21 protein-coding genes and 1 pseudogene are annotated in these 26269 nt (G+C 64.1%); 10 read left to right on the plus strand and 12 right to left on the minus strand.

Features of this window, described 5'->3' with window-relative positions; all coding sequences use genetic code 11:
* A partial coding sequence (locus EOA23_RS12260; protein ID WP_348628564.1) for a ComEC/Rec2 family competence protein occupies positions 1–2301 on the plus strand: 2301 nt, incomplete at its 5' end.
* On the opposite strand, the gene lexA is transcribed toward EOA23_RS12260, so the two are convergent.
* A complete protein-coding gene (gene lexA / locus EOA23_RS12265) occupies positions 2295–3029 on the minus strand; it encodes a transcriptional repressor LexA (RefSeq protein ID WP_127304331.1) in 735 nt (244 codons plus the stop codon). The two genes, EOA23_RS12260 and lexA, sit on opposite strands and share 7 nt — an antisense overlap.
* Positions 3030–3482: 453 nt before the next feature.
* Between lexA and kynU the strand changes: the two genes are divergently transcribed.
* Entirely contained in the window at positions 3483–4730 is a 1248-nt protein-coding gene (gene kynU, locus EOA23_RS12270; RefSeq protein ID WP_127304332.1) for a kynureninase, read from the plus strand.
* Positions 4731–4789: 59 nt separating this feature from the next.
* Positions 4790–5620, plus strand: a complete 831-nt coding sequence (locus tag EOA23_RS12275) for an alpha/beta hydrolase (protein WP_127304333.1) — start codon at positions 4790–4792, stop codon at positions 5618–5620.
* 43 nt (positions 5621–5663) lie between these two features.
* On the opposite strand, the gene glp is transcribed toward EOA23_RS12275, so the two are convergent.
* Genes glp through EOA23_RS12300 form a run of 5 tightly spaced genes read right to left on the minus strand, consistent with a single transcriptional unit; the run spans position 5664 to position 11070 of the window.
* The gene (gene glp, locus EOA23_RS12280; RefSeq protein WP_127304334.1) at positions 5664–6869 is read right to left on the minus strand and encodes a gephyrin-like molybdotransferase Glp; all 1206 of its coding nucleotides are present in this window, start codon (positions 6867–6869) and stop codon (positions 5664–5666) included.
* Entirely contained in the window at positions 6869–7348 is a 480-nt protein-coding gene (gene moaC / locus EOA23_RS12285) for a cyclic pyranopterin monophosphate synthase MoaC (RefSeq protein WP_127304335.1), read from the minus strand. The genes glp and moaC overlap by 1 nt, the downstream gene beginning before the upstream one ends.
* Before the next feature lie 2 nt (positions 7349–7350).
* Positions 7351–8163: an indole-3-glycerol phosphate synthase TrpC gene (gene trpC, locus EOA23_RS12290; RefSeq protein WP_127304336.1), complete on the minus strand. Its 813-nt coding sequence runs from the start codon at positions 8161–8163 to the stop codon at positions 7351–7353.
* A 4-nt stretch (positions 8164–8167) separates the two neighbouring features.
* The gene (gene trpD, locus EOA23_RS12295) at positions 8168–9178 is read right to left on the minus strand and encodes an anthranilate phosphoribosyltransferase (RefSeq protein ID WP_042642516.1); all 1011 of its coding nucleotides are present in this window, start codon (positions 9176–9178) and stop codon (positions 8168–8170) included.
* Positions 9175–11070 carry a peptidylprolyl isomerase gene (locus tag EOA23_RS12300; RefSeq protein ID WP_127304337.1) on the minus strand — a complete coding sequence of 632 codons (1896 nt, stop codon included), beginning with the start codon at positions 11068–11070 and terminating at the stop codon, positions 9175–9177. Before EOA23_RS12300 ends, trpD begins: the two co-directional genes overlap by 4 nt.
* Positions 11071–11213: 143 nt before the next feature.
* Here EOA23_RS12300 and tpiA point away from each other — a divergent pair, with 143 nt between their 5' ends.
* The 5 genes from tpiA to EOA23_RS12325 all read left to right on the plus strand — a co-directional run bounded on the left by tpiA (position 11214) and on the right by EOA23_RS12325 (position 16450).
* Positions 11214–11981 (plus strand): triose-phosphate isomerase, encoded by a 768-nt coding sequence (tpiA, locus tag EOA23_RS12305; RefSeq protein WP_042642513.1) that lies wholly within the window; start codon positions 11214–11216, stop codon positions 11979–11981.
* A 161-nt stretch (positions 11982–12142) separates the two neighbouring features.
* Positions 12143–12649, plus strand: coding sequence for a preprotein translocase subunit SecG (gene secG, locus EOA23_RS12310; RefSeq protein ID WP_127304338.1), 507 nt, complete (start codon positions 12143–12145; stop codon positions 12647–12649).
* Between the two features lie 216 nt (positions 12650–12865).
* The gene (locus EOA23_RS12315) at positions 12866–13996 is read left to right on the plus strand and encodes a L,D-transpeptidase family protein (protein ID WP_126060764.1); all 1131 of its coding nucleotides are present in this window, start codon (positions 12866–12868) and stop codon (positions 13994–13996) included.
* Between the two features lie 206 nt (positions 13997–14202).
* Positions 14203–15840, plus strand: a complete 1638-nt coding sequence (locus EOA23_RS12320; protein WP_127304339.1) for a CTP synthase — start codon at positions 14203–14205, stop codon at positions 15838–15840.
* A 22-nt stretch (positions 15841–15862) separates the two neighbouring features.
* Positions 15863–16450 (plus strand): DUF1697 domain-containing protein, encoded by a 588-nt coding sequence (locus EOA23_RS12325; protein ID WP_127304340.1) that lies wholly within the window; start codon positions 15863–15865, stop codon positions 16448–16450.
* 112 nt (positions 16451–16562) lie between these two features.
* Here EOA23_RS12325 and EOA23_RS12330 read toward each other — a convergent pair.
* Positions 16563–18020 (minus strand): annotated as a pseudogene (locus tag EOA23_RS12330) (NCS1 family nucleobase:cation symporter-1).
* Positions 18021–18325: 305 nt separating this feature from the next.
* Here EOA23_RS12330 and EOA23_RS12335 point away from each other — a divergent pair.
* Complete coding sequence (locus EOA23_RS12335) at positions 18326–18628, plus strand: DUF982 domain-containing protein (RefSeq protein WP_042642716.1); 303 nt, start codon at positions 18326–18328, stop codon at positions 18626–18628.
* 470 nt (positions 18629–19098) lie between these two features.
* Positions 19099–21144 carry a flotillin family protein gene (locus EOA23_RS12340; protein WP_127304341.1) on the plus strand — a complete coding sequence of 682 codons (2046 nt, stop codon included), beginning with the start codon at positions 19099–19101 and terminating at the stop codon, positions 21142–21144.
* A 160-nt stretch (positions 21145–21304) separates the two neighbouring features.
* On the opposite strand, the gene EOA23_RS12345 is transcribed toward EOA23_RS12340, so the two are convergent.
* The 5 genes from EOA23_RS12345 to EOA23_RS12365 all read right to left on the minus strand — a co-directional run.
* Positions 21305–22666: a M24 family metallopeptidase gene (locus EOA23_RS12345; RefSeq protein WP_127304342.1), complete on the minus strand. Its 1362-nt coding sequence runs from the start codon at positions 22664–22666 to the stop codon at positions 21305–21307.
* Between the two features lie 66 nt (positions 22667–22732).
* Positions 22733–23791, minus strand: a complete 1059-nt coding sequence (locus EOA23_RS12350) for an ABC transporter ATP-binding protein (protein ID WP_127304343.1) — start codon at positions 23789–23791, stop codon at positions 22733–22735.
* Positions 23792–24811, minus strand: a complete 1020-nt coding sequence (locus EOA23_RS12355; RefSeq protein WP_127304344.1) for an arginine deiminase family protein — start codon at positions 24809–24811, stop codon at positions 23792–23794.
* Positions 24812–24852: 41 nt separating this feature from the next.
* The gene (locus EOA23_RS12360; RefSeq protein WP_126060771.1) at positions 24853–25662 is read right to left on the minus strand and encodes an ABC transporter permease; all 810 of its coding nucleotides are present in this window, start codon (positions 25660–25662) and stop codon (positions 24853–24855) included.
* On the minus strand, positions 25659–26269 hold a 611-nt coding region (locus EOA23_RS12365), incomplete at its 5' end, for an ABC transporter permease (RefSeq protein ID WP_145966419.1). The genes EOA23_RS12360 and EOA23_RS12365, both read right to left, overlap by 4 nt.

Raw genomic sequence — 26269 nt, forward strand, 5'->3', positions numbered from 1 at the left:
GAGCCAGCAACAGGTACCGTAGGCCGAATCCGCAAACAGTTTGGCCGCGTTTCGCTTCCCGCGCTGCGCCGAAGCGTTGCGGTCGCTGCCACTACCGAGCTCGACCGCGGCGTCGGCTTTCTGCTGGTGCCGGTGTTCCTGGCCGCCGGCGTCATCTACTACTTCTCGCTGAGCACCGAGCCGGATCTCTACAGGCCGCTTGCGGCGGTGGCCCTGATGGCTGTCTGCGCGGCAGTGTCGCGCTCCTGGCAGAAAGCGCACCTTGTCTTCATGGCATCGCTGTTCTGCGCGCTCGGCTTTCTCGCGGCCAAGGTGGAGACCTGGCGGATGGCGACGCCGATGCTGGGGTCCGAAATCCAGACCCGGCTGACCGGCCGCCTGGTCACCGCCGAAGCGATGGCCAATGGCCGTGTGCGGCTGACCATCGATCTGATATCCACCGAGCACCCGACGTTGCGCTACGCGCCGGACCGCGTTCGGCTGTCGGCGCGCAGGATCCCGCCCGGCATGACCGCCGGATCGATGCTGACCGGTTATGCCAAGCTGCTGCCGCCGACCGGTCCGGTCCGGCCGGGCAGCTACGACTTTTCCTTCGACAGCTATTTTGCCGGCATTGGCGGCAGCGGCTTTTTCCTGGGCGATCCAAAGCTGATTGCGCCGACTCCGTCTGCGTCGACGGGGGTGCCGTTGGGCGCAAGCATTGCATCGGCCATAGAAAACGCGCGCGAAGGGATCGCCGACCACATTCGGAGCAGCATTGGTGGGTCAGAGGGCGAGATCGCGGCGGCGCTGATTGTCGGCGTGCGCGCGGGCATTCCGGAAGCGATTAACGAGTCGATGCGACGGACCGGCATTTATCACATCATCTCGATCTCCGGCCTGCACATGGCGCTGGTGGCCGGCACGATCATGTTCCTGCTGCGCGGCGCCTTCGCGCTGTTTCCCGATTTCTCGTCCCGCCGCCCGGTGAAGAAATACGCCGCGGCGATCGCGCTGGCCTCGATCGCCGCTTACCTCGGCATCTCCGGCATCGTGGTGGCGGCCGAGCGAAGCTTCATCATGCTTGCGGTCATGCTTGTAGCGGTGCTCTTCGACCGCGCGGCGTTGACGATGCGCAACCTGGCGATCTCGGCGATTGCCGTCATCCTTGTCTCGCCACATGAAGTGGTCGGCCCGAGCTTCCAGATGTCCTTCGCCGCCACCGCGGCCCTGGTCGGCGCCTATGCCGGCTTTGCCGATTATCGCGCCGGCAAAACGACCGCGCCGCCGGTGAAGCGTTCGTTCCTGAGGTTCCTGTCCCGGAAACTGGCGGTTGGCGTGGGCGGCGCCGCTGTGACCTCGCTCGTCGCCGGCAGCGCGACATTGCTGTTTGCGATCTGGCATTTTCAGCGCGTGTCGCCGCTCAGCCTGCTCGCCAATCTGGCGGTCATGCCGATCGTCTCGCTGATCGTCATGCCGTTCGCCGTGTTGAGCGCGCTCGCCATGCCGTTCGGCTTCGACGGTCCCTTCCTCTATGTGATGGGCAAGGGCCTGACAGCGATGATCGCCATTTCGGCATGGATTTCCGAGCGCTCGCCCGTCGATGCCGTGGGATTGATCTCGATCCAGTCGGTGCTGCTGGCGACAATCGCGCTCGTCATCGCGACCATGGCCACCACCTGGCTGAGGCTCGCCGCTGTGCCCTTCGCGCTCGCCGCGCTGCTGGCGATCCCGCATGTGCGCACCCCGGACGTGCTGATCTCGGAGGACGCGCATCTCGTGGCGATGCCGATCGGCGGCGGCGAGCTTGCCGTCAACCGCGAACGCTCCAACGAGTTCACCACTGACAATTGGAAGCGGGCGCTGAAGGCCGAGGGCATCGTGCCGCCCGAGACATTCGCCAAGGACGCTCTCGATATCGCCGACCCGGTCGACCTGCCGCCCGGCTCGCCCTTCTACTGCACCGGCGACCTCTGCATTGGCCGGCATCCTTCCGGCGCGATCGTCGCGCTCGCCGAAAACCGCGACAGCGCACGGCCCGCCTGCGGTTTTGCCGACCTCATCGTCATCAACGATGCGACGGCCTACAATCCCTGTTGGGATCAGCGCGTGCTTGTCGTCACCAAGCGCCAACTGGCGCGTGACGGCAGCGCCGCCGTCTTCTTCGATCCACAATCGGCAACAGCGCGAGCAGCCATCCAATATGCGGTCGAAAAGCCATATCGGCCCTGGCACGAGCAGCGCAAATATACCCGCGAAGCGAGGGGACTGCCACCTTATGAAAAGCCTGAGAGGGCCAAGCCCTCGCAGCCGGATCAGTAGCGGCGGATCAGCCCGACGAGCTTGCCCTGTACCTTGACCCGATCCGGCCCGAAGATGCGGGTCTCGTAGGCCGGGTTGGCGGCCTCCAGCGCGATCGAGGCGCCCTTGCGGCGGAAGCGCTTGAGCGTTGCCTCCTCGTCATCCACCAGCGCCACCACGATCTCGCCCGGGCTTGCCGTGCTGACGTTGCGGATGATGACGGTGTCGCCGTCGAAGATGCCAGCCTCGATCATCGAGTCGCCCTTGACCTCCAGCGCATAGTGCTCGCCGCCCATGATCATGTCTGGCGGGACCGAGATCGAATGCGTTTGGTGCTGGATGGCGTCGATCGGCACACCGGCGGCGATGCGGCCCATCACCGGAATGGACACCGCTGAAGCGGCGTCGTCATCATTGCTGGGTGTCGGCGTACGCGAGGGCGCTGCCGGCTTGACCTGGCGGCTTAGATTGCCCTGACCGCCCTGGATGACGCTTGGCGAAAATTTCTTCGCGGCATTCAGGCCGGGCGCGATCGAGTCGGGCAGGCGCAAGACCTCCAGCGCGCGCGCCCGGTTCGGTAGCCGGCGAATGAAACCGCGTTCTTCCAGCGCCGTGATCAGCCGATGAATGCCGGACTTCGAGGCGAGGTCGAGCGCTTCCTTCATCTCGTCGAAGGATGGAGGGATCCCGCTCTCCTTCAGGCGTTCATGGATGAACATCAGGAGTTCATGTTGTTTGCGCGTCAGCATTGGCGGCCCCCACGGGTTCCGAAACCAGAATCAGAAAAACAAACCCAGAACAAACACTATCTGTTCCAGTTGTGTTCCGCAACCGTTTAAAGTTTAATGAATTTCTTAAGGCTGCCGAAAGAATGTTGCATCGGACGCTGCCCGGCCGCCACCGGTTGGGCTGTGTCATTGATTCCGCTCGATTTTGCAATTCTCCTTATGCTGAAATTGAGAGCCGACATCGTCGCGAAGGTGCTGAAGGGATCCCGTCAGCTGACGCAACCATGTGCCGTACCGTGAACGAAACGAACTCAAAATGCCAACCTTGGCTACGATTCCGATCCTCAGCCTTTGCCGTCTATGGACCAGCTAACATAGGACAGAAGGTTCTTGCCGGGTTGCGGACGGTGATGGGACAACCGTTGGCCGCCGGAGGGATGTAGCGGCCTGGGTCGAAATGGAGGCGGTAGCACAATGAGGGGAATTCCCGATCTTGCCGAGGTCGAGGCGATGGATGCCGCGGACCCGCTGCGCCCCTTGCGCGATCGCTTCGTCCTGCCGGAAGGGGTGATTTATCTCGACGGCAATTCGCTGGGCGCTGCTTCAATCAATGTCTTCAACGAGATCGAGACGGCCGCGAAGCAGGAATGGGCGCAGGATCTCATCCGTGCCTGGAACACCGCCGGCTGGTTCGACATGCCTGTCAAGCTGGGCGACCGGCTCGGGCGTCTGATCGGCGCCGCGCCTGGCCAGACTGTGGTATGCGACACCACCTCGATCAACATCTACAAGGTCCTGCATGCGGCGCTCGCAATGCGACCGGACCGCCCGGTGATCGTCGCCGAAGGCGACAGCTTTCCGACCGACCTCTACATGGCGGAGGGGGTGTCCTCGACGCGGCCCGGCACGGTGCTGCGGCTCGAAGGCGTCGATGCGCCGACGATCGAGGAACTGATCGACGACCGTGTCGCGGTCATCCTGGTCAACCACGTCAATTACAAGTCCGGCCGGTTGCGCGATATGGCGGCCCTGACCCGCAAGGCCCATGACGCTGGCGCGTTGATCGTCTGGGACCTCTGCCACACGGCCGGCGCCCTGCCGGTGGATCTCGATGGCTCGAATGCCGATTTCGCGATCGGCTGCACCTACAAATATCTCAATGGCGGACCGGGCGCGCCGGCCTTCATCTACGGCGCCACTCGCCATCATCCCCACATCAGCCAGCCGCTCAGCGGCTGGTGGGGCCATGCCCGGCCCTTCGCGTTCGAGCAGGGTTATGCCGCCGGCTCAGGCATCCGGCGATTCCTGTGCGGGACGCAGCCGGTGTTGTCGATGCGGGCGCTGAAAGGTTCGCTGGATCTCTGGGACGAAGTCGACATGACGGCCGTGCGCGAGAAAAGCGTCGCGATGACGGATCTGTTCATCCGGCTTGTCGAAGCCAGATGCGGCGCTTTCGGTCTCCAGCTGGAAAGCCCGCGCAACGGGGCCGAGCGCGGCAGCCAGGTGTCGTTCGCCCATCCGCATGGTTACCAGGTGATGCGCGCCTTGATCGAGCGTGGCGTGATCGGCGATTTCCGCGCTCCGTCGACCGTCCGTTTCGGCTTCACGCCGCTCTATGTCGGCTACCGGGACGTCTGGGACGCCGTCGAGGTGCTGGAAGACATCCTGCGCACGGGCGCCTGGCAGGAGGCGCGCTATGCGATCAAGGAGGCCGTCACCTGACTTCGAATGGCATGCCGAACAAAGACAACTCGAAATCGATCTGATCGCGGGAGGGGCCGGTGCTGGGACACCGCATTGTCGACTGGGATGACGCCTACGCCAACGGCGCGAACATCGCTGGGGGCGACCGCTGGCCGGCGGCCTGGGACGGCCCAGCTCAGGCATTTCGCGAAAAGCTGTTGGCGCAGGGCAGGGCGCGGCTCGACATCGTCTATGGCGAGGCGCCGCGCAGCCGGTTCGATCTCTTCCTTCCGCCTGCCGCATCGAAGGGGCTCGTCGTGTTCATCCATGGCGGCTACTGGATGGAATCGGACAAGACATCCTGGTCGCATCTGGCCGCCGGCGCTGTCGGTCGCGGCTTTGCCGTCGCCATGCCTTCCTATACGCTGTGCCCGCGGACCAGGATCGGCGGCATCGTCAATGAAGTCGCGGCCGCGATCGGCAAGGCGGCGGCCATGGTCGATGGCCCGCTGATGCTGACCGGTCACTCGGCCGGCGGACATCTCGCCAGCCGGATGGTGACGACGACTTCGCCGCTGGGCGCCATGGTGGCGAAACGCATACGCATGGTCGTTTCGATTTCAGGCCTGCACGACCTTCGGCCGTTGATGTTCACGGCTTTGAACGAGACGCTGAACATCGACGAGCGGGAAGCGTTGAGCGAAAGCCCGGCGCTGCTGCGGCCCGTGCAAGGAACCCGCATCACCTGTTGGGTCGGCGGTGGCGAGCGCTCGGAGTTCCTGCGCCAGAGCGCCTTGCTCGCCAACATCTGGACCGGGCTTGGCGCCGCTGCCCAGTCAGTTGTCGAGCCGGATCGGCATCATTTCAACGTCGTCGATGGTCTCGCAGATCCGGAGCATCCCCTGACCCGAACGCTGGTGGACGAATAACTATCGACGTCGCCGATTATGAACGACCGGCGTTGTCGATCTATCAGCGCAGCATAAGCACGCTGCATTCGGCGCCAACCTCCGCGGCTAACGCGAAGGGCTCGCGCAAGATCAGGCCGTTGGCGTCGGCGAGCATCCTGAGCATCGAGGAGTCCTGGATGCCGAAAGGCGTCGCGACCAGCGTGCCGGCGTCTTCGCGCACCACGGCGCGAACATAGTCCTGCCTGAGATCGTTGGCCGGCATCGCGGCGCCCAGCCTGGCCGTTCGCACGTCCTGCCTGAAATTGCGGCCGCCGAGCCGGGCAAGCAGCGGCTTCAGGAAGAGCTGCGAGCAGACGATGCTGGCCACCGGATTGCCTGGGAGGCCGATGCAGCGGACATTGCCAAGCCGGCCGAACATCAACGGTTTGCCGGGGCGCATGGCGATCTTCCAGAAGTCGAGCCGCATGCCTTCCCCGGTCAGCACGTCATGGATCAGGTCGTGGTCGCCGACCGAGGCGCCGCCGAGCGTGACGATGACATCGGCGCCCGCCTGGACCGCTTTCCTGACCAGCGCGGCGATCGCCTCCTTGCGGTCGGCGGCGATGCCGAGATCGAGCGCCCGCGCGCCGACCGACTGGGCGGCGGCGGCAACGCCATAGCCATTGGAGGAAATGATCTGATCTGGGCCGAGCGCGCTGCCCGGCGGCAGCAATTCATCGCCGGTGGCGATGATCGCGACCAGCGGCTGGCGCACGACATTCAAGGCAGGGTGGTTGGCCGAGGCCGCCAGCGAAAGAGCCGCCGCATCGAGCAAGCGACCTTTTTCGAGCAGCACATCGCCCTCGCCGAAGTCGAGCCCGCGGCGGCGCACATTGCGGGCTTCGGCGGTCGGCTCCATCACCTCGATCTTGCCGCCACCTAAGTCGCGGACGTTTTCCTGGATGACGATGGTGTCGGCGCCTTCAGGCAGCGGCGCGCCGGTGAAGATGCGCACGGCCTGGCCTTCGCCGACTGTTCCGGAGAAGCCGCGCCCGGCAGGCGCCATGCCTATCACTTCCAGTTGCGCCGGCGCTGAAGCGACGTCGGCGGAACGCGCAGCATAACCATCCATCGCCGAGGCGTTGAAGGGCGGCTGCGTGCGCAGCGCCACAACCGGTTCCGCCAGGACCCGCCCGGCCGCGTCCGCCAGCGGAATGCTTTCGCCCGGCAAAGGCGCTGCGCCGTCGAGCAGGCGCGCGAGCGCTTCGGCGACCGGTACCAGCGCCATCAGGCATCCGCCTTGTAGTCACCGGATTTGCCGCCGGTCTTCTCGACCAGCCGGACACCGGAAATCACCATGCCGCGATCCACCGCCTTGGCCATGTCGTAGATGGTGAGGCAGGCGACCGAGGCGGCGGTCAGCGCTTCCATCTCCACGCCGGTCTTGCCTGTGACGCGGGCGAGCGCTGTGACCTTGAGGCCGGGCAGCGAATGGTCCGGCTCGATCTCGACGGCCACTTTGGTCAGAAGCAGCGGATGGCAAAGCGGGATCAGCGCATGCGTCTTCTTCGCCGCCATGATCCCGGCGATGCGGGCGGTGCCCAGCACATCGCCCTTCTTGGCGTCGCCGGCCAGAATCATCTCCAGCGTTTCGGGCCGCATCGAGACAAAACCCTCGGCGATTGCCGTACGGGTCGTTTCGGCCTTGTCGCCGACATCGACCATATTGGCTTCGCCCTTGGCGCCGAGGTGGGTGAGGGCGGGCATTCTCAAACGGCCTCGGCCGCTGCCTTGCCTGTCAGCAGAAGCTTGGTCGCGGCAGCTACGTCAGCCTGCCGCATCAGGCTCTCGCCGACGAGGAAAGTACCGATCTTGCTCTTCTCCAACCGGCGGCAATCCTGATGCGTGAAGATGCCGCTCTCGCTGACCAGCAGCCGATCCGCCGGCACCATGGCGGCCAGGCGCTCCGAAACGTCGAGGCTGGTCTGGAAGGTTCTGAGATCACGGTTGTTGATGCCGATCAGCCGCGAAGACAAAGTAAGCGCGCGCTGCATCTCATTCTCATCATGCACCTCGATCAGTGCGTCCATGCCGAGCTCGAAGGCGGTCGCTTCGAGCTCGCTGGCCAGCGCGTCGTCGACGCTCGCCATGATGATGAGGATCGCATCGGCGCCCCAGGCGCGTGCTTCATGGACCTGATAGGGATCGAACAGAAAATCCTTGCGGAGGGCCGGCAGGCGCACCGCTGCGCGCGCGGCCGTCAGGAATTCCGGAGCGCCCTGGAAAGACGGTGCGTCGGTCAGCACCGAAAGGCACGCGGCGCCACCTTGCTGATAGGCCTTGGCCAACGCCGGCGGATCGAAATCGGCACGGATCAACCCCTTGGAAGGGCTGGCCTTCTTGATTTCGGCGATCAGCGCGAAGCTCCCCGCTGTTCGCTTCGCCTCGAGCGCCGCCAAAAAACCGCGCGTCCCACCGGCATCCTTTGCCCGCGCCTTGATCTCGGCCAGCGGTATTTTCGCCTTCGCCGCCGCGATCTCTTCGCGCTTATAGGCTTCGATCTTGCGCAGGATGTCCGACAAGGCCTTATCCGTTCGAAATCTCGACGAGCTTGTCCAGCACCGCAAGGGCGCGGCCGCTGTCGATCGCTTGCGCTGCCGCCGCGATGCCGTCGGCAAGCGTCGTCGCCTTGCCGGCCACAACCAGACCGGCGCCGGCGTTCATCAGCACCGTGTCGCGATAGGCGCCGGCGGCGCCACCCAACATATCGCGCAGTTGCCTGGCGTTGTAGGCCGCGTCGCCGCCGCGCAGCTCTTCCTTGGTGTGCCGCTTCAGCCCGACGGCTTCCGGCGTCAGGGTGAAGGTGCGGATCTCACCGCCGGCAAGCTCCGCAACCTGCGTCTCGCCCGTGGTCGTGATCTCGTCATAGCCGTCGCCATGGACGACCCAGGCGTGCTCGGCGCCTAGCGCCTTCAGCGTCTCGGCCACCGGCATGATCCATTCCGGCAGGAAGACGCCGACCATCTGGCGGCTGACGCCGGCGGGGTTCGACAGCGGTCCGAGCAGATTGAAGATGGTGCGCGTGCCAAGCTCGACGCGGGTCGGCCCGACATGCTTCATCGCCGGATGATGCGCCGGCGCGAACATGAAGCCGACGCCGGCCTCGTGGATGCAGCGGCCGATCATTTCCGGCGAGATATCTATTCTGACGCCCAGCGCCGTCAGCACATCGGCGGAGCCGGTCAGCGAGGACAGGCCGCGATTCCCGTGCTTGGCGACCGGCACGCCGGCGGCGGCGATGACGAAGGCCGAAGCAGTCGAGATGTTGACCGAGTGCGAATTGTCGCCGCCGGTGCCGACGATGTCGATGGCGCCCTGCGGCGCCTCGACGCGCAGCATCTTGGCGCGCATCGTGGCGACCGCGCCGGATATCTCGCCCACGGTCTCGCCGCGCACGCGCAGCGCCATCAGGAAGCCGCCGATCTGGCCGGGCGTCGCATCGCCCGACATGATGATGTCGAACGCCTCGCGTGCTTCCTCGAAGGAAAGCGCGGTGCCGGTGGCGACCTTGGCGATATGTGTCTTCAGCGCGCTCATCGTGTCTGTGCTTGCGAAACGGCGTTCGGATCGATGCGAACGTCATATTGCGACTGCAGCTGCGCCACCAGCTGGTCGAGCAGGTCGTCGGACATGCCGGCACCGAAGGATTTCTGCGCCTCGTCCGGCACCGTGCTGCCGTCGGCGCCGGCCGGCTCGAAGACCTCGGCGACCTTGAACAGGATCTGGCCGTCGCCGGTGGGCGAGGGGATCAGGCCGGTGCCGCCTTCGCCGACGCCGAACATGGCCGCGGCACCCTCCTTGCCGAAATCGGCGTCGTCGGCTTCGCGCTTCAGGCCACGCTTGGTCTGTTTCTCGAGCTTGAGCTCGCCGGCGATGACGTCGAGCGTGGTGCCGGCCTTAAGGCGCTTCTCGAGCTCCTGCGCCTTCGCGTCGAGCCGCTTGTCGGTCTCGGCTTCCGTCCAGTCGGCCACGACCTTCTTGCGGACCTCATCCAGCGTGCGGTCGCGCGCCGGCGTGATCGACTGCACCTCGTAGAAGACGAAACCGTTGTCGGCGGTCGTCAGGCCTTCATTCTCGGTATTGGGCTCGGCCGCGAACACCGACTTGATGAGATCGGCCGATTGCGGCAGGTCGTTGACTACGGTGCCGTCCGGCCGCTGGCCGGTGCGGTCGATGGCGTCGATGGTGACGACCTTGAGCTTCAGCTTGTCGGCGGCCTGGGCAAGCGAGGCGCCCGAGGCGCGGGTATCCTCGTAACTATCATGCACGTCGAGCAGGATACGGCTTGCCTCGCCGAGCGCCAGGTCCTTGCGGATCTGAGCGGACACTTCCGAAAGCGGCTTCACGACTTGCGGCTTGATCTCCGTGACGCGCAGGAGCACGGGACCGAAAGCGCCCTGGACGACCTGGCTCACCTCGTTGGCATTGAGCGAGAAGGCCGCGTCGGCGACCGCCTTGTCGGCGATCTTGTCCTTGGACAGCGTGCCGAGCAGCGTGTCGGCCTGCGTCTTGCCTTCGGCGGTGACGAGCTTGTCGAAGGTGGCGCCGGCCTTCAGCGAATCCAAAGCCGCCTTGGCCGCATCCGGCGTCTTGAACACCAACTGCTCGATGGTGCGCATCTCGGGCGTCGTGTAGCGCGCGATATTCTTCTTGTAGTCCTCGCTCACCTGCTGGTCTGTCACCGCCGACGGGTCCGCGATGTCCTGCGGTTCCAGCCGGACATAGGAGAACTTGCGGTATTCCGGCGCGGCGTAGTTCTTCTTGTTGGCGTCGAAATAGGCGTTGAGGGCGCTGTCGGACGGCGCCTCGATCGGCTGCACCAGCGTTTTCGGCAGCACCAGATAGTCGATCGTGCGGTCCTCGCCGCGATAGAGCGAGACCGCCTTGAGGAAGGTCTGCGGCACTTTCAGCCCGTCGGAGATCGCCTCGACGATCTGCTGGCGCACGGCCACCTGCGAGCGGTTCTTGAGATAATCCTCGGGCCGCATGTTGAGCTGGCGAAGGAGGTATTCGAACGTCCGGCGATCGAACTGGCCGCTCGGGCCCTTGAAAGCCGGATCCTCGCGCGTCAGCTCGGCCAGCCGGTCCTTGGAAAGGCCGAGGCCAAGCTTGCGCGCCTGTTCATCGAGCACGGCGCCCGACACGAGCTGCGCCAGCACCTGGTTGTCGACGCCGAGCAGCTTGGCCTGTTCCTGGGTGACGCGCTGGCCATATTGCTGGGAAAGCAGGCTGAGCTGGCGATCATAGGCGAGGCGGTACTCGTTGATCGAGACCTCGGTGCCGCCGGCGGTGATCACCGCGTGATGACCGCCCAGCACGCCACCCACCATGCGTGTGGTGGCGCCCCAGGCGAGGAAACTCACCACCAGCAAGGACAGCAACGCCTTCGCGACCCAGGTACCCGCCGCGCTTCTCAATATACCAAGCATGCATACTTCCGAGTTTTGCGCATTTTCGCATGCGCCGAGTCTGAAACAAGCGCAATAGCGCCCTTCCGGTCCACTGTCGATTGCTTTGTGACCTGATTTTGGTAGTGAGGGCGCTGCTTAATGTCGCTCGGAGAACGCGTCCCATGACCCCTGGAATCCGCCCCCTTGTCGCCGGCAACTGGAAAATGAACGGCACCAGCGCCTCGCTCAACGAGCTGCGGTCGATTGGCAACGGGTTCATGAGCGGCCTCGACGCCGAGACCGAAGCGCTGGTGTGCGTGCCGGCGACGTTGCTCCAGCGCGCCGCCGAGATCCTGTCGCGCACGCCGGTGCGGGCCGGTGGAGAGGATTGCCATCCCAAGGAGAACGGCGCCTTTACCGGCGAGATTTCCGCCGAGATGCTGAAGGACGCCGGCGCGAGCCACGTCATTGTCGGCCATTCCGAGCGCCGCGAACTGTTCGGCGACAACGATGCGACGGTCCATGCCAAGGCATCGGCAGCCTGGCGGGCAGGGCTGGTGGCCATCATCTGCATCGGCGAGACGCGCGCCGAACGCGAGGCTGGCGCCACGCTCGATGTCCTGTCGCGCCAACTCGAAGGATCAGTTCCGACCAGCGCTACCGCTGCGAACACCATCATTGCCTATGAGCCGGTGTGGGCGATCGGCACCGGCTTAACCCCGACGGCGGCCGACGTCGCCGAGGCGCATGCGCATATCCGCGGCAAGCTGACCGGCTTGCTCGGCGATGCCGCGGCCAGGATGCGCATTCTCTATGGCGGCTCGGTCAAGCCGTCCAACGCGGTGGAACTGCTCGGCGTCGAGAATGTCGACGGCGCGCTGGTCGGCGGCGCCAGCCTGAAGGCGGCCGACTTCCTCGCGATTGCGGAAGCCTACATGAATATCTCCTAGAGACCGTCACCTCGGCTTCAGCGGCATAAATCGTTGTATTGGCCGCATTGCTTCCCATATTCCCGGCCACGGGCTTGGAAATGCCGCCAAAGCATTGTAAGGAGCCGCCTCCAAAACACCGGTCGTATGCGCGGCAGCGCTTGGCCTCGCCAGGATAAATTATGGAAACCGTACTGATCGTCATCCACCTCATGGTCGTGCTCGCCCTTGTCGGCGTGGTGCTGCTGCAGCGCTCCGAAGGCGGCGGTCTGGGCATCGGCGGCGGTTCCGGTTTCATGACGGCGCGCGGCGCTGCCAATGCGCTGACCCGCGCGACCGCGATCCTGGCGGCTGCGTTCTTCGTCACTTCGCTGGCGCTGTCGATCCTTGCCCGTTACGGCGAGAAGCCGATCGACATTCTCGACCGGCCTGCGACGTCGAGCCAGGGCAGCGGCGTGCTCAACCAGCTGCCGGGTTCCAATGGGCCGGTGGGCACCTCCAAGCCCGCGTCTCCGGCCAGCGGTACGACTCCCGCAGCTCCGTCGGGCGGTACGACAACCACGACGCCTCTTGCCAACGGCACCATGGCGCCTGCGCCGGCTCCGGCGACAACGGCTGCTCCGGCTGCGCCGGCGCCTGCAGCCAACGGCGTCACCTTGCCGGTCACGCCGCAGGTTCCGAACCAGTAGCCGGCCAAGGAAACCGGGCCGCGATCTGTGGTTCTTTGAACACAGTCGCGGCAAATGCGCGTCCGATCACAAAGATTCAACCGGGCGTGGCGCCTGCCTCAGCTTGAGGCGATGACGGCTAATCGATTATAGATTGCCCGCGGCACTTTATCGGCGTCCTTGGGGGGCGCCGGGCGATGCCGTGGGCAACTTGCTTTTGACAATCGGATCTTCGCCATGCAGCTTCGCAGCTTCATCCTCCTGGGAGTCTGTGCCGTCCTCGGCATGGGCTCCGCGGCCTTTGCCGGACCGGCAAACCTGGCCACTTCCCCGTCGGTAGAGACGACCGACGCAATTCCGGTCGTCGCCGCCAAGAGCGACGCATCGCAGCTGAGGCTTCTCAAGAAGAAGAAAAACCCGACTTCGGACGACCTTGCGCAGATCAGCAAGCTCGAGGCCAAGATCGTGGCCGACAAGGAAGCCGCCAAGCAGAAGGCGCTCGAGGCTCGCAAGTTGGCGATGCGCGAGGCGGCAAAGGCCAAGGCAGACGCGGCGCGCCAGGAATGGCTCGCCAAGAAGGGCGGCGGGGCGGCCGCATCTGAAGTCGCCGACGCCAAACCGGCCAAGAAGACCACCAACATCCTTGCGCCGCTGGAGCCGATAGCGCCGCTCGTTCCGGTCAAGGCCGAGGAGCCGATCCCGGCGGAAGCCATGAACATTACCGCCACCGGCAACAACGGTGAATTGCGCAGTGAGCAGCCCGGCCAGAAGCAGACGAGCAGCGGTGGGCTGTTCGCAGGCCTGTTCGGCGGCGCCTCGGTGTCCTCGATCAGCTATCTGCCAGAGACACGCGCGCTCGATTCGGCGTTGGCCAAGAAGGACGCCAAGCGGCCCTTCAAGGTGAAGCCGGAATTCGTGCCGCAGGACGTCACGTTCACCGGCTATGAGCCGGGTACCATCGTGATCGACACCAGCGCCCGTCGCCTCTACCTCGTCGAGTCGTTTTCCACTGCGCGCCGCTATGCCATCGCTGTCGGCCGCGAAGGGCTGCAGTTCAAGGGCACCGTGGCGGTCGGCGACAAGCAGGAATGGCCGCGCTGGATCCCGACGCTCGACATGCAGAAGCGCGAGCCGAAGCATTACGGCCAGTACAAGGACGGCATGCCCGGCGGCGGCGAGAACCCGCTCGGCGCGCGCGCCATCTACCTCTATGACGGCAAGAAGGACACGCATCTGCGCATCCACGGCACGATCGCGCCGAACTCGATCGGAACCAGCGCCTCCAACGGCTGCTTCCGCATGATCAACGAGCACGTCATGGATCTCTACAGCCGCGTCAAGATCGGCACCAAGGTCGTTATTATCTAACGATTTCCATCATACTGCCAAAAGGGCCGGCACCGCCGGCCCTTTTGTTTTGACTGAATCCAAGGCTGTTCCTTGTGGAGCATGATCTTTCCCGAAAACCGGTTTCCACTTTTCGGGATCATGCTCCAGAGACACCCGCGCTATTTTGGGAAAAAGCCTTCGCGGCGGTTTTTTCTCTGGCGGAATCAATCAGGCCGCGTTAAGCGATGACTCCCATGGCGCGATATGTATTCATCACAGGCGGCGTGGTTTCCTCACTCGGAAAAGGCATCGCCGCAGCAGCTCTTGGGGCTCTCCTGCAGGCGCGAGGCTATCGCGCGCGGATCAAAAAGCTCGATCCTTACCTCAATGTCGATCCCGGAACGATGTCGCCATATCAGCATGGCGAAGTGTTCGTGACCGACGACGGCGCCGAGACCGACCTCGATCTTGGCCATTACGAGCGCTTCACCGGGCGTTCCGCGAACCAGCAGGACAACATCACCACCGGCCGCATCTACAAGAACATCATCGAGCGCGAGCGGCGCGGCGACTATCTCGGCGCGACCGTGCAGGTGATCCCGCACGTCACCGACGAGATCAAGCATTTCGTGCTGGACGGCAATGACGACTACGATTTCGTCCTGTGCGAGATCGGCGGCACGGTCGGCGATATCGAGGCGATGCCGTTCCTGGAGGCGATTCGCCAGCTCGGCAACGACCTGCCGCGCAACAACGCGGTCTATGTGCATCTGACGCTGATGCCCTACATCCCGACCGCCGGCGAACTGAAGACCAAGCCGACGCAGCATTCGGTCAAGGAACTGCGCGGCATCGGCATTGCGCCCGACATCCTTCTGGTGCGCGCCGACCGGCCGATCCCAAAGGAAGAACGGCGCAAGCTATCGCTGTTCTGCAACGTGCGCGAAAGCGCCGTCATCCAGGCGCTGGACGTGCCGCATATCTACGACGTGCCGATGGCCTATCACCAGGAAGGGCTTGATTCGGAAGTGCTCGCCGCCTTCGGCATCGACCCGGCGCCGAAGCCGCGCATGGAGCCGTGGCAGGCGCTGTCCAAGCGTATCCACAATCCGGAAGGCGAGGTGACCATCGCCGTCGTCGGCAAGTACACCGGCCTTAAGGACGCCTACAAATCGCTGATCGAGGCGCTGTCGCATGGCGGGCTCGCCAATCACGTGAAGGTCAAGCTCGACTGGATCGAGAGCGAGATCTTCGAGAAGGAGGATCCCGCTCCCTGGCTGGAGAAAGTGCACGGCATTCTCGTTCCAGGCGGCTTTGGCGAGCGTGGCTCGGAGGGCAAGATCCTGGCCGCCAAGTTCGCGCGGGAGCGGAAGGTGCCTTACTTCGGCATCTGCTTCGGCATGCAGATGGCCTGCATCGAGGCGGCCCGCTCGCTGGCAGGCGTCGATCGCGCCTCGTCGACCGAGTTCGGCCCGACGGATGAGCCAGTCGTCGGCCTGATGACCGAATGGCTGAAAGGCAACATGCTTGAGAAGCGCCGGGCCACGGGCGATCTCGGCGGCACGATGCGGCTCGGCGCCTACCAGGCCGAACTCGCCAAGGGCTCGAAAATTGCGGACATTTACGGCGACACGCAGATTTCCGAGCGCCACCGGCACCGCTACGAGGTCAATATCGACTACAAGCAGCGGCTGGAAGAGTGCGGCCTAGTCTTCGCCGGCATGTCGCCCGATGGCGTGCTGCCGGAGACGGTCGAATATCCGGACCATCCCTGGTTCATCGGCGTGCAGTACCACCCCGAGCTGAAGAGCCGGCCGCTCGAGCCGCATCCGCTGTTCGCGAGCTTCATCTCGGCGGCAGTGGACCAGTCGCGCCTGGTTTGAACCATCGGCTGGCGAACCAGCTATGCAAACCTATGTCGCGCTGCTCTACAGCATAGGCCTCGGCGAAGGCCGGCGCCTCGTTATGTCGGACTTCAAGGCGATGGCCGAAGGTCTCGGCTTCAACAATATCCGCACGCTGGTATCGACCGGTAACCTGGTCTTCGAGGCGCCAGCTGGCGAAATTTCGAAACTTGAGCGTCGGCTGGAAAAGGCCTTCGAGAAAACTTTCGGCCGCCATGTCGATATTATCGTGCGCGGCGCCGAGGATTGGTTGAAGCTTGCGGCTTCCAATCCATTCCCTGCCGAGTCGGCTGAAGCCGGCGACCAGGTCGCGATTCGGGTGATGCGCCAACCTGTCGCCGACGAAGCGCTATCTGGACTTCAGGCCCGCGCGGCCGACGATGAGAAGGTGCTTTTGGTCGACGGCGATATCTGGCTTGTCTTCTCGCGCGAGCGGCCGAGCTCGCGGCTGCTTGCAGCCGCCAATCACAAGCGCTTCGGCGTCGGCACGTCGCGCAACTGGAACACGGTGCGCAGGCTGGCGGAGATGGTCGGCGGGGCCTTCCCTTCTCCCCCTGTGGGAGAAGGTGGCCGCGAAGCGGCCGGATGAGGGGTGTTCCAGGGAACGCCAACGTCTCACTCCGCTGGAACACCCCTCATCCGTCTCGGCGCTATCGCGCCGATCCACCTTCTCCCACAAGGGGGAGAAGGGGAAAGTGCGCTCAGGCTTTAGCCGTCCTGGCACCCGCGCCGAGCGCCATGGTGCGCAGGACGTAATAGACGGCGCCGGCGATGGCCACGCCGAAGAACCAGCCATAGACACCCCACCAGGACGGCAGCAGGCTCGTGAAGTTGGGCAGGATCGAGGAGAAGATCGCGCCGATGCCGGCGGCGATGAAGGCGTTGACATGCCAGCCGCCCTGGAAGCGGAATTCGCCGTCCTCGCGATAGAGCGCCGGTACATCGACCTCGCTTTTGCGGATCAGATAGTAGTCGACCATCATCACGCCGAAGATCGGCCCCATCGTCGCGCCGATGATGCCGACGAAATGCGCGGCGCTGCCTTCCCAGGGCGCGAAGGGATAGAGCACCAGCGCAATCAACGCCGCGATGTAGCCGCCTTTCTTGAAGTCGATCTGACGCGGGAAGACATTGGAGAAGTCAAAGGCCGGCGAAACGAAATTCGCCACCACGTTGATGCCAAGCGTCGCCACCGCGAAGGTGAGCGCCGCAAGCGCCGCTAGGAACCAGCTGTCGAACTTGGCCGAGATCTGGTCGGGATGGAGCAGCACTTCATGGTAGACGTCGTAGGCGGCGATCGTCGTGACGCCGGCGACCAGCGAGAACAGGATGAGGTTGACCGGCAGGCCCCAGATATTGCCCTTGCGAAGGGCCGCATTGTCCGGCGCGTAACGGGCAAAGTCGCAGAAATTCAGATAGAGCGCCGAGAATTAAGTCACCCAGATCGCCGCGGCACCGAACAGCGCGGTCCACGATCCCGGATCGCCAGGAATGCCGGCGTCGGCGGTCTTCTCGCGGAGCACATCCATGGGGATGTCACTGGTGAACGCGAAAGTTCCGGACTTCACGCAGAGATAGATGGCCAGAAGCAGCATCATCACCCACACGGCGGGACCGGCCCAGTCCTGGAAGCGGCGCACGGTCTCCATGCCCTTCTGAATGATCAGCAACTGCAACGCCCAGATAACAACGAAGCAGATCACCTCCAGGGTCGAATGCCCAAGAAGATGCGAGCTCTTGTTGAACTCGTCGAACCATTGCAGGCGCGTCAGCAGCGCCACGATGGCGCCCGACGCCGCGGCCGTCTGAGCGCCATACCAGAAGCAGGCGACGATGGCGCGCACCAGCGCCGGAATGTTGGCGCCCCAGATGCCGAAGGAGGCACGGGCTAGCACTGGGTAAGGCACGCCGGTCTTCACGCCGGCATAGCCGACCATGTTCATCAGCGCGTAGATGATCAGCGAGCCGATGCCGATGGCGATGATGAAATTGACGAAGCCGCCGCAGAACAGAAACAGGCTGGCCGCCAGATAGTAGCCCCAGAGGCTGTGGACGTCCGAAGTCCAGACATTGAAGATCGAAAACGGTCCCCAGTTCCTGACCGTTGCCGGAGCCAGATCCTCGTTATAGAGGTCAGGCGAAGCGCCTTGAATGGTCATGTCGTTGTTCCCCTTCTAGCAAACGCGCCCTCACGCGTTTGACCGCAGAGGTTAAGCCTGACGCAGGGGAACCGGCAAGCAATCCATTTGCCAGCTTTCGCCTTAAAGACATTCAATGAGAATCGCCGTTATACGCCGCCTCGAAGCCTGCATCGGTTGAGTCGCAATGGGTGCTCTCCATCGCACAGGTGCCGGCCGGCGGGTTCCGAAGTTTTTCCATCGGCAACCGAATTTGTTTGGAACCAATCCGCCGAACGTGCGTTTATGCGGGTTCGACTGCACTGCGGTCGGCCGGGAGGATGATCATGGATCGCTTGCATTTCTTTACCCCAGTGCGAATTGCGCGTGGGCAGGGATACCCTGTGGAGGAAGTCGATAGCGTCTCCGAGGCGATGGTGTTCCTGCGGAAATGGCCAACGGGCAGACGCGGCCCGGTTTATCAATGCGCCCTGAATTGCTGCACGGCGGCTATGTCGGGCAAGATGTCGGCCGAGGAAGCGCGGAAAGCCTTCGTCGGCTTCGCCCGCATCACCCGGCTGCTCGACGACGACATGGCGCTGCCACTGGGTGGCGCGTCGATGGACAATGTCTACGCGCTGAGGCGGTAGGCCGAAAAAATTCCTTTTGAAATCGGTGTTCTGCGTCGGCGACGGCGCGGCATGTGAGATGTTGCTTGTTTCCAGGTTCCGCATCAGGTCGGATCGGAAGCCGATGTTTGACTCATCGAGAGCGCCATTCGCTCTCCGCTAATTTCTAGAAGTTGACGCTTCGAAGCAACGAAAGCGTTGAAAACACTTATACGATTTCGGCGTGAAGTATCTTTAAACCTGTTGGCGCTATCCCTACGTCATCGTTGTTATGTCTATCAAGGCAACACCGATGTAACATTGCTTACGCCACGCCTTTCTCACGGGGGACTCGGGAGGCGTGGTCACCTTTCCAAACAATGAGCAGCCCGAACGTTCGACACGCCTTTTGTGTGTCGGGCGTCTCGGCGCGAAATCTCCCCGCTTTGTCAATCAACACCAGCCGGGTGGCGGCCGGGTGAACGAACCCGCGCGCCCTTAGGAGACAACACATGGAAGCCCTAGAATATCTCGGCCCGATGAAATGGACGGCGATCGAGATCGCCGTGCCGGTTATCGTGCTGGCGATCTTGTTCTGGCGGAGCGGCATGGTCCGCTACATCCCGAACGACAGGCTCGGCATCCTGGAAAAACTATGGAGCTTTCGCGGTTCCGTCAGTGATGGCTTCATAGCGCTCAACCGCGAGGCAGGCTACCAGCCGGAAGTCGTGCGCGGCGGCCTGCATTTCTTCATGCCGTTCCAATATTCGATGCACCGCGCCAATCTCGTCACCATCCCGCAGGGCCAGATCGGCTATGTCTTTGCGCGTGACGGCAAGCCGCTGCCGCCGACACAGACACTTGCTTCCAACACAGATGCCGATGATTTCCAGGATGTGCGCGGCTTTCTCGAAAAAGGCGGACAGAAAGGACCGCAGCGCAAGATCTTGCGTGAAGGCACCTATGCCATCAATCTCGCCCAATTCGTCGTGCTCACCGCTCAATCGACCTATGCCGTCAATCTGAGCTCGTCGGAACAAAGTCTTTTTGCCAACATGTCCAGCTTGATCTCGGAGCGGGGCGGCTTTGAGCCGGTCGTCATCCACAATGCCGAGGACATGATCGGTATCGTCACCATCCATGACGGCCCGGCTCTGCCGGACGGCGAGATCATCGCGCCGACCGTGGCCAACGACCCGAACGACCCGAACTTCCACAACAATTTCCAGGACCCGGAGAAGTTTCTCAAAGCCGGTGGTTACCGTGGCCGGCAGCTGCAGGTGCTGGCCGACGGCAGCTATTTCCTCAATCGCATCTTTGCGACCGTCGAACTGGTCGAGAAGACGATCATCGACGTTGGCACGGTGGGTGTCGTCGTCTCCTATAATGGCCGCCACGGCGCGGACATATCCGGGCAGGCGTACCGTCACGGCGAGCTGGTCGAAATCGGCGCGCGCGGTGTCTGGTCGACGCCGCTGCTGCCGGGCAAGTATGCGTTCAACACCTATGCCGGCAATATCATCATCGTGCCGACCACCAACTTCGTGCTCAAATGGACGAAGGAGCAGTTCGGCGAACACAGACTGGACGAGAACCTGTCCGAAGTGTCGTTGATCACCAAGGATGCGTTCGAGCCTGTGCTGCCGCTCTCCGTCGTCGTGCATATCGACTATATGAAGGCGCCGCTCGTGGTACAGCGCTTCGGTGACATCAAGCGACTGGTCGAACAGACGCTCGATCCGATGGTTTCCGCCTATTTCAAGAACATCGCCCAGACAAAGACGCTGATCCAGCTCTTGCAGGAGCGTAGCGACATCCAGCGCAAGTCGGGCGAAGAGATGCGCGAGAAATTCAATTCCTACAGCCTCGAGCTGCAGGAAGTGCTGATTGGCACGCCGCGTGCCGCCAATGGCCAGAACAGCATAGAGCAGATCCTGATCCAGCTGCGTGAGCGCCAGATCGCGGTCGAAAAGGTCGAGACCTACAAATTGCAGGAGAGGGCGGCCACTCAGGAACGTACCTTGCGTGAGAAAGAAGCGCTGGCCGAACAGCAAGCCAAGATCACGACCTCGGCACTTACCATCGAGATCAGCGAGAACGAGGGCAAGGCGCAACTCGCCCGCGCCCGTCAGGAGGCGGAAACCATCCAGGTCACCGCCAAGGCGGAGGCGGAGAAAGTGCGTCTCGCCGGCCAGGGCGAGGCCGATATGATCAAGGCTGTCGCGCTTGCCGATGCCGAGCGCATCAAGGCGACCGGTTTTGCGGAGGCCGAGAAGGTGCGCGCACTTGGCTTGGCCGAGGCCGAGGCCACCGAGAAGAAGGTCGCGGCCTTCGGCGGTCCGGACTATCAGCTCAACTCGCAGGTTCTCATGCGCTTCGCCGAGGCGATCGAGAATGGCAGGCTGCCGCTCGTGCCGCAGATCCAGATCGGCGCCAATGGCGGCGAGAAGGGGGCCACCAATGGCCTTGTCGAGATGATGCTTTCCATGCTCGTCGCAGACCGGGTTGGACGACAAAACCTGCCGGATGCAATCCCGGAACCCGTTGAGGAAGAATGATTGGGGAATGGGCCGGTCGCACCGGCCCATTTCGCGTGGCGCGTCGACGGACAATGTCTACGCCTTGAGGCGCGGCGCCAGGCTGAGCGACGATCCTGGGTGAGGGCCCCACGCCGATGTCGGCGCGGCCGGCCCTCTTTTTCTACAAGGTCCGACTAAGTCAACCCCGTGCCAACAGTTCTTGCGGCGCCAGCCAGAATGGCGGCAGGCAAAGCGGGATGGCCGACAGCAGAAGCATCTCGTCCTTGACCTCGACGCCGAGCTCGTCGGCGACGAAGCGCCGGCGCGCGGCGAAACGCGCCGCGAGCGCCGGATAGCGCTCGGCGATCGTCGCGCGCAGGCCCGCGTCTGCGAAGGTCACGGCGTCCTCGCTGTTGAGCGTCACGCCGTCGGGCATCGGCACGGGAATGATGTCGACCTGGAACGGCATGCCGGAGGCCAGGCGTTCCGTTGAGCCCGGACGTATCGGCGAATGCATCCATTCGTCGAGCCCGACCAGATGGCCGGGATTGAGGGCCGGCCGCAGCCCGCCACGGGCCAGGGTGGAGATCACTGCTTCGTGGATCGCGCCGCCTTCGACACCGATTCCGGCCGTCTCGTACCAGGCGATCAGTCCGTCGAAATAGGCCTTGGCTACCTCCAGGAAAGCGGCGTCGGCCTCGGCGATCAGGCCGCCGCGTGCCGTCAGGCCACCCCAGTACCCGACCGCGGTGGTGGCACCCTCGCCGCGCCGCGGCACGCGGGCTGTCGGGCTGCGCAGGCCGATGACGGGGCCGCTCGCATCGTTGGAGGCGAACATCGGATGGCAGCTCATCGGTTCGCCGGCATACCCCATGCGGGACGCGGCCGCGAGCTCGCTATCGCCAAGAGTGAAGCCCGTGACGATCCGCCAGACCGCCATCGATGCCCTCGACGCTCCCCATTCGGCCTCGGCGATCTGGTCTGCGTCGACCACGGCCCGCAGGCCCTCGACCGGGTGCATCAGCACGCGGGTGGCGTCCACGAGGGCGGACGGCCCGACGATCGCGGCAATGGCGTCGACGACGAAGGACGGCGCGAAGAAGGTCGGCTTCGCCGAATCCCACTCCTCGCCTTCGAGATACTTCCAGCCGACAAGGCCGATCGTATCGCCCGATGCGAGCCCAGCTTCGCGCAGCACCGCGACAAGATCCGGCTTCTGGCTGCGATCCTGGCCCATCAGGCTCAGTGATTGGGCAAGCATGGTGACGATGCCGGGCAGGCCGGCGATCGGCGTGTAGCCGATGTTCTCGTTGCCGGTGACTATGATCCGCTGGCCTGCCTTGCCCAGAAGCAGCAGAGCCTCCTCGAAGCGAGGCTCGAAGCCTGTCAGGAAGGCGATGTTGGCGGCGTGCTCGCGGTCGGCATAGACGACCAGCCAGTCGGCGCCGGACTTGTCGATGGCGCGGGCGCAGCGCGTTTCATACGTCGCTGCCGGGATGGCGGGGCGCTCGACCGGAAGGCCGAAATCCGGGATGTCCACGTTGCGCAGGGTGACGGTCATTTCTGTCCTCGTTGATGCTTTGCCGATGGCGCCGCGACGGACGACCGGCTTGGGGTGGCAGGCACGCTATTCGCGCGCCAGAAATCCGATGACCGACGGCAGGAGAGCGCAGGTTGCCGTGCTGCCGGGGGTCAACTCGCGGGCTATTGCGGAGGGCGCGAGCACGCTCAGTTCCTGCCCGTCGGCCGTGATGACGGTGACGCGTTCCGACGTGCCGACGAAGGACACGTCCGCGACCGTAACGGAGAAGGAGACCGCGTCAGGCGCCACATCGCCGAGGGTGATGTCTTCCGGGCGGATCCAGACCGTGATCGCGCCGTCGCCGTGGCGCGTCCGGTCATAGGCTGCAGGCATAGGCATGCGGATGCCGAAAAGATCGAGTTGCGCGCCGTCCGTTTGAGCCGACAGGATGTTGTTGCCGCCGAGGAAGCCGGCGACGAAGCGCGAGGCCGGCGCCCGGTATATTTCGCGCGGACTGCCGATCTGAACGATGTTGCCGTTCTGGAAGACGGCAATGCGGTCCGACATGGCGTACGCCTCTTCTTGATCGTGCGTGACGAAAACGAACGTGACACCGGTTTCCTGGTGGAGACGCTTCAACTCACGCTGCATGGCGTCGCGTAGCTTGCGATCAAGCGCCGAGAGGGGCTCGTCGAGCAGCAGGATTTTCGGTCCAAAAGCAAGCGCGCGGCCGATGGCCACGCGCTGCTGCTGGCCGCCGGACAGTTCGCGCGGCTTGCGTGCGGCGAGCTTGTCGAGGCCGACCAGCTTCATCACTTCATCAACGCGCGCGGCGATGCGCGCCTTGTTCCATTTGCGCACGCGCAAGGGGAAGGCGATGTTGTTTGCCACCGACAGATGGGGAAACAGCGCATAACCCTGGAAAACCAGGCCGAAGTTGCGGTCCTCGGGATCGACGCCGGTGATGTCGGCGCCGTCGAGCAGGATCGTTCCTGAGTCCGGCCTGGTAAAACCGGCGATCGACATCAGCAGGGTTGTCTTGCCCGAGCCGGATGGACCGAGCAAGGTGACGAATTCGCCCTCGTTGATCGACAGGTCGACGCCGTCGAGCGCGATTGCCGATCCGTAGGCCTTGCGAAGCGTGCGGATGTCGAGGAAGGCCATTCAGTTCGGGTCCCGAGCGAGCGGCCCTGTCGAACAATGGATGCCGCCGCCGTTCAGTTCGATGCATTCATAGTCGAGCGTCAAGATGGTGATGCCCGCCTTGTCCAGCCGCTCGGCGAGCCGGGGAGTGCGGGTGGCATGCATGACGACCCTGCCGGGCGCTATGGCCAGGCAGTTCAACGAGAAGGCATTGTCCTCAGGCGGCAGCTCGATCAGATTCATGCCGCGCTTCTTGAGGCGGTCGATGAAGAAGTAAGGGAGCTCGTTGATGTTGATGATGGCGGTCTCGTGGTCGATCATCATAAAGCTGCCGTCGATGTGGATCCGGTAGCCCGGCATCGGCACCTTGATCAGCTCGACGCCGAGGCTGTTCAGGATCATCTCGACCTGACGGATGCCTTCCTCGTTGCAGGCGACGGAGAGCGAGCAGACCGCCGTCTTTTCGTCGATCAGCGCGAAGCCGCCACCCTCGAACACCGCTTCGCCATGCAACGTTCCCAGGATCGGGCAGCCGGCCTTTGCCAGGGCCTGGGTGACCATCAGTTCCTCGCCGCGGCGAGCGCGCCGGGCAAGGCGGGTGACGATGGCGCCGCCTTTGACGCCGATGACGCTGTCACGGCAGAAGGTCGACTTGAGCGCGCCGGGCGCCGCCTTCTCGGTGAGGATCACATCGACGCCTTCCGAGCGAAGCAGCGCGGTGAACGCGTCATGGGCGGCCTGCATGGCGGCGAGATCCGGCGGCGTCTTGCCCATGAAGTACCAGCCCTTCTCCGGGTCGCCGAAGCCGCCGATCTCGGGCATCGGCTTGTTCTTGTCGACGACGTTGATCTCCTCGCCAGGGCGATGCATCAGCACCGCGCGCAGCTTGCCGACATCGTTGGTGCAGCCCCATGGGCGCCCCCAGACCCGGGTCTGTTCCTCGGGATCGTGGAAAGCCGGCGTCGGCACCGATCCGAATGTCTGGAAGAACTTCGCCTCGCGATATTCGTGTTCGCTCATTGCGGCGGTGTGTGCTGACATGTCCTTGATTTCCTTTCTGAACTTGCGGACTGGATGAGGGTTCACGACCGGCGCTGTGCGAGACGTTCCCAAACGGTCATGCGCAGCAGCAGGCAGACGATGGTGACGACGAGCATGACGGTGGCGATGGCGGCCAGCGCCGGGTCGACGGCGTCGGCGATGCTTGTCCAGATCTTGCGCGGCAGCGTCACCAGCCGGCGGCTGGTGATGAAGAGCGTCACTGTGATCTCGTCCCAGGAGACGATGAAGGCCAGGATGGCGCCGGCGATCGTGCCCGGCAGGATATTGGGCAGGATCACCCTGCCAAAGACGGTGGGCGGGCGGGCGCCCAGCGAGCGCGCGGCCTGGACGAGGCGCGGATCGAGATTGGACAGCGAGGCGCCGATCGCAAGAACGGCAAGCGGCATCGCCAGGATGACATGGACGATGGTGACGCCGAGCCAGCTGTCGAGCAGCGACAGCTTCGACCACAGCCGCACCATGCCGACGGCATAGATGATCGGTGGCACGATAAGCGGCGAGAGCAGAATGATGCGCAGGGTCGAGGGCCATCGCCCGGCATAGACCCAGGCGCCGATGGCGAAGGCCGCCGACACGCCGGTTGCGGCGATGCTGGAGGCGAGCGCTATGCCCAGGCTGGTCAGGATGCTCGGCAGCCAGCCGGCGCGCCAGTCCGCAAGCGAGGCAAAGTGCTGGAATGAGATGCCGCTGGTCGGCAATGACAAATAGTCCTTCGCCGTCAGCGCCACCGGCACGACCACCAGCACGGGCACGAAGAGGAAGGCAAGCAGCAGCCATGCCAAGGTCCAGGGCAGCCAGCGCTCGCCTATGCGACGCAAACGCGGGCTCATCGGCGTCCGCCCTCGAAGGCGGCGCGAAGCGCGGGACTGCCCGCGGCGACCGCGACCAGCACCCCGACGACAAGCAGCAGCATCGTGGAGAGGGCGGTTGCCACCCCCCAGCGCAAGGTCGAGGAGATCTGCACCGAGATGTATTCGGCGACCATGAGCACGCGGCCGGCGCCGAGGATGGCCGGCGTCACCAGGAAGCCGAGCGAGAAGATGACGATGAACAGGCTAGCAATCGCAAGGCCGGGCAGGCTGAGCGGCAGCCAGACCCGGGTGAAGATCGTGACGGGCCTCGCCCCGAGCGACCGCGCCGCCTGGATGATGCGCGGGTCGATTTCGGAAAGGTTGGCGTAGAGCAGCAGGATCGCGAACGGCATCATATAGTGGACCATGCCGACGATCACGCCGAACTGATTGTAGACGAGCTCCAGCGGTTCGGCGAGCGCGCCGCTGCCGACCAGTGCCGAATTGAGGACGCCATTGCGGCGCAGGATGGTGATCCAGGCAAAGGCGCGCACCAGCACCGAGACCCAGAACGGCACCATGACCATGAACAGCGCGACGCGGCGCGCGGCCGGACGCATGTGGACCAGCGCGAAGGCGACCGCAT

Source organism: Mesorhizobium sp. M2A.F.Ca.ET.042.01.1.1 (genome assembly GCF_003997405.1).
Classification (GTDB): domain Bacteria; phylum Pseudomonadota; class Alphaproteobacteria; order Rhizobiales; family Rhizobiaceae; genus Mesorhizobium.

Bases quoted from the DNA above. Each gene is read 5' to 3' on its own strand.
- lexA (WP_127304331.1), bottom strand. From the start codon at position 3,029: ATGCTGACGCGCAAACAACATGAACTCCTGATGTTCATCCATGAACGC.
- kynU (WP_127304332.1), top strand. From the start codon at position 3,483: ATGAGGGGAATTCCCGATCTTGCCGAGGTCGAGGCGATGGATGCCGCG.
- glp (WP_127304334.1), bottom strand. From the start codon at position 6,869: ATGGCGCTGGTACCGGTCGCCGAAGCGCTCGCGCGCCTGCTCGACGGC.
- moaC (WP_127304335.1), bottom strand. From the start codon at position 7,348: ATGCCCGCCCTCACCCACCTCGGCGCCAAGGGCGAAGCCAATATGGTC.
- trpD (WP_042642516.1), bottom strand. From the start codon at position 9,178: ATGAGCGCGCTGAAGACACATATCGCCAAGGTCGCCACCGGCACCGCG.
- EOA23_RS12300 (WP_127304337.1), bottom strand. From the start codon at position 11,070: ATGCTTGGTATATTGAGAAGCGCGGCGGGTACCTGGGTCGCGAAGGCG.
- tpiA (WP_042642513.1), top strand. From the start codon at position 11,214: ATGACCCCTGGAATCCGCCCCCTTGTCGCCGGCAACTGGAAAATGAAC.
- secG (WP_127304338.1), top strand. From the start codon at position 12,143: ATGGAAACCGTACTGATCGTCATCCACCTCATGGTCGTGCTCGCCCTT.
- EOA23_RS12315 (WP_126060764.1), top strand. From the start codon at position 12,866: ATGCAGCTTCGCAGCTTCATCCTCCTGGGAGTCTGTGCCGTCCTCGGC.
- EOA23_RS12320 (WP_127304339.1), top strand. From the start codon at position 14,203: ATGACTCCCATGGCGCGATATGTATTCATCACAGGCGGCGTGGTTTCC.
- EOA23_RS12325 (WP_127304340.1), top strand. From the start codon at position 15,863: ATGCAAACCTATGTCGCGCTGCTCTACAGCATAGGCCTCGGCGAAGGC.
- EOA23_RS12335 (WP_042642716.1), top strand. From the start codon at position 18,326: ATGGATCGCTTGCATTTCTTTACCCCAGTGCGAATTGCGCGTGGGCAG.
- EOA23_RS12340 (WP_127304341.1), top strand. From the start codon at position 19,099: ATGGAAGCCCTAGAATATCTCGGCCCGATGAAATGGACGGCGATCGAG.
- EOA23_RS12345 (WP_127304342.1), bottom strand. From the start codon at position 22,666: ATGACCGTCACCCTGCGCAACGTGGACATCCCGGATTTCGGCCTTCCG.
- EOA23_RS12350 (WP_127304343.1), bottom strand. From the start codon at position 23,791: ATGGCCTTCCTCGACATCCGCACGCTTCGCAAGGCCTACGGATCGGCA.
- EOA23_RS12355 (WP_127304344.1), bottom strand. From the start codon at position 24,811: ATGTCAGCACACACCGCCGCAATGAGCGAACACGAATATCGCGAGGCG.
- EOA23_RS12360 (WP_126060771.1), bottom strand. From the start codon at position 25,662: ATGAGCCCGCGTTTGCGTCGCATAGGCGAGCGCTGGCTGCCCTGGACC.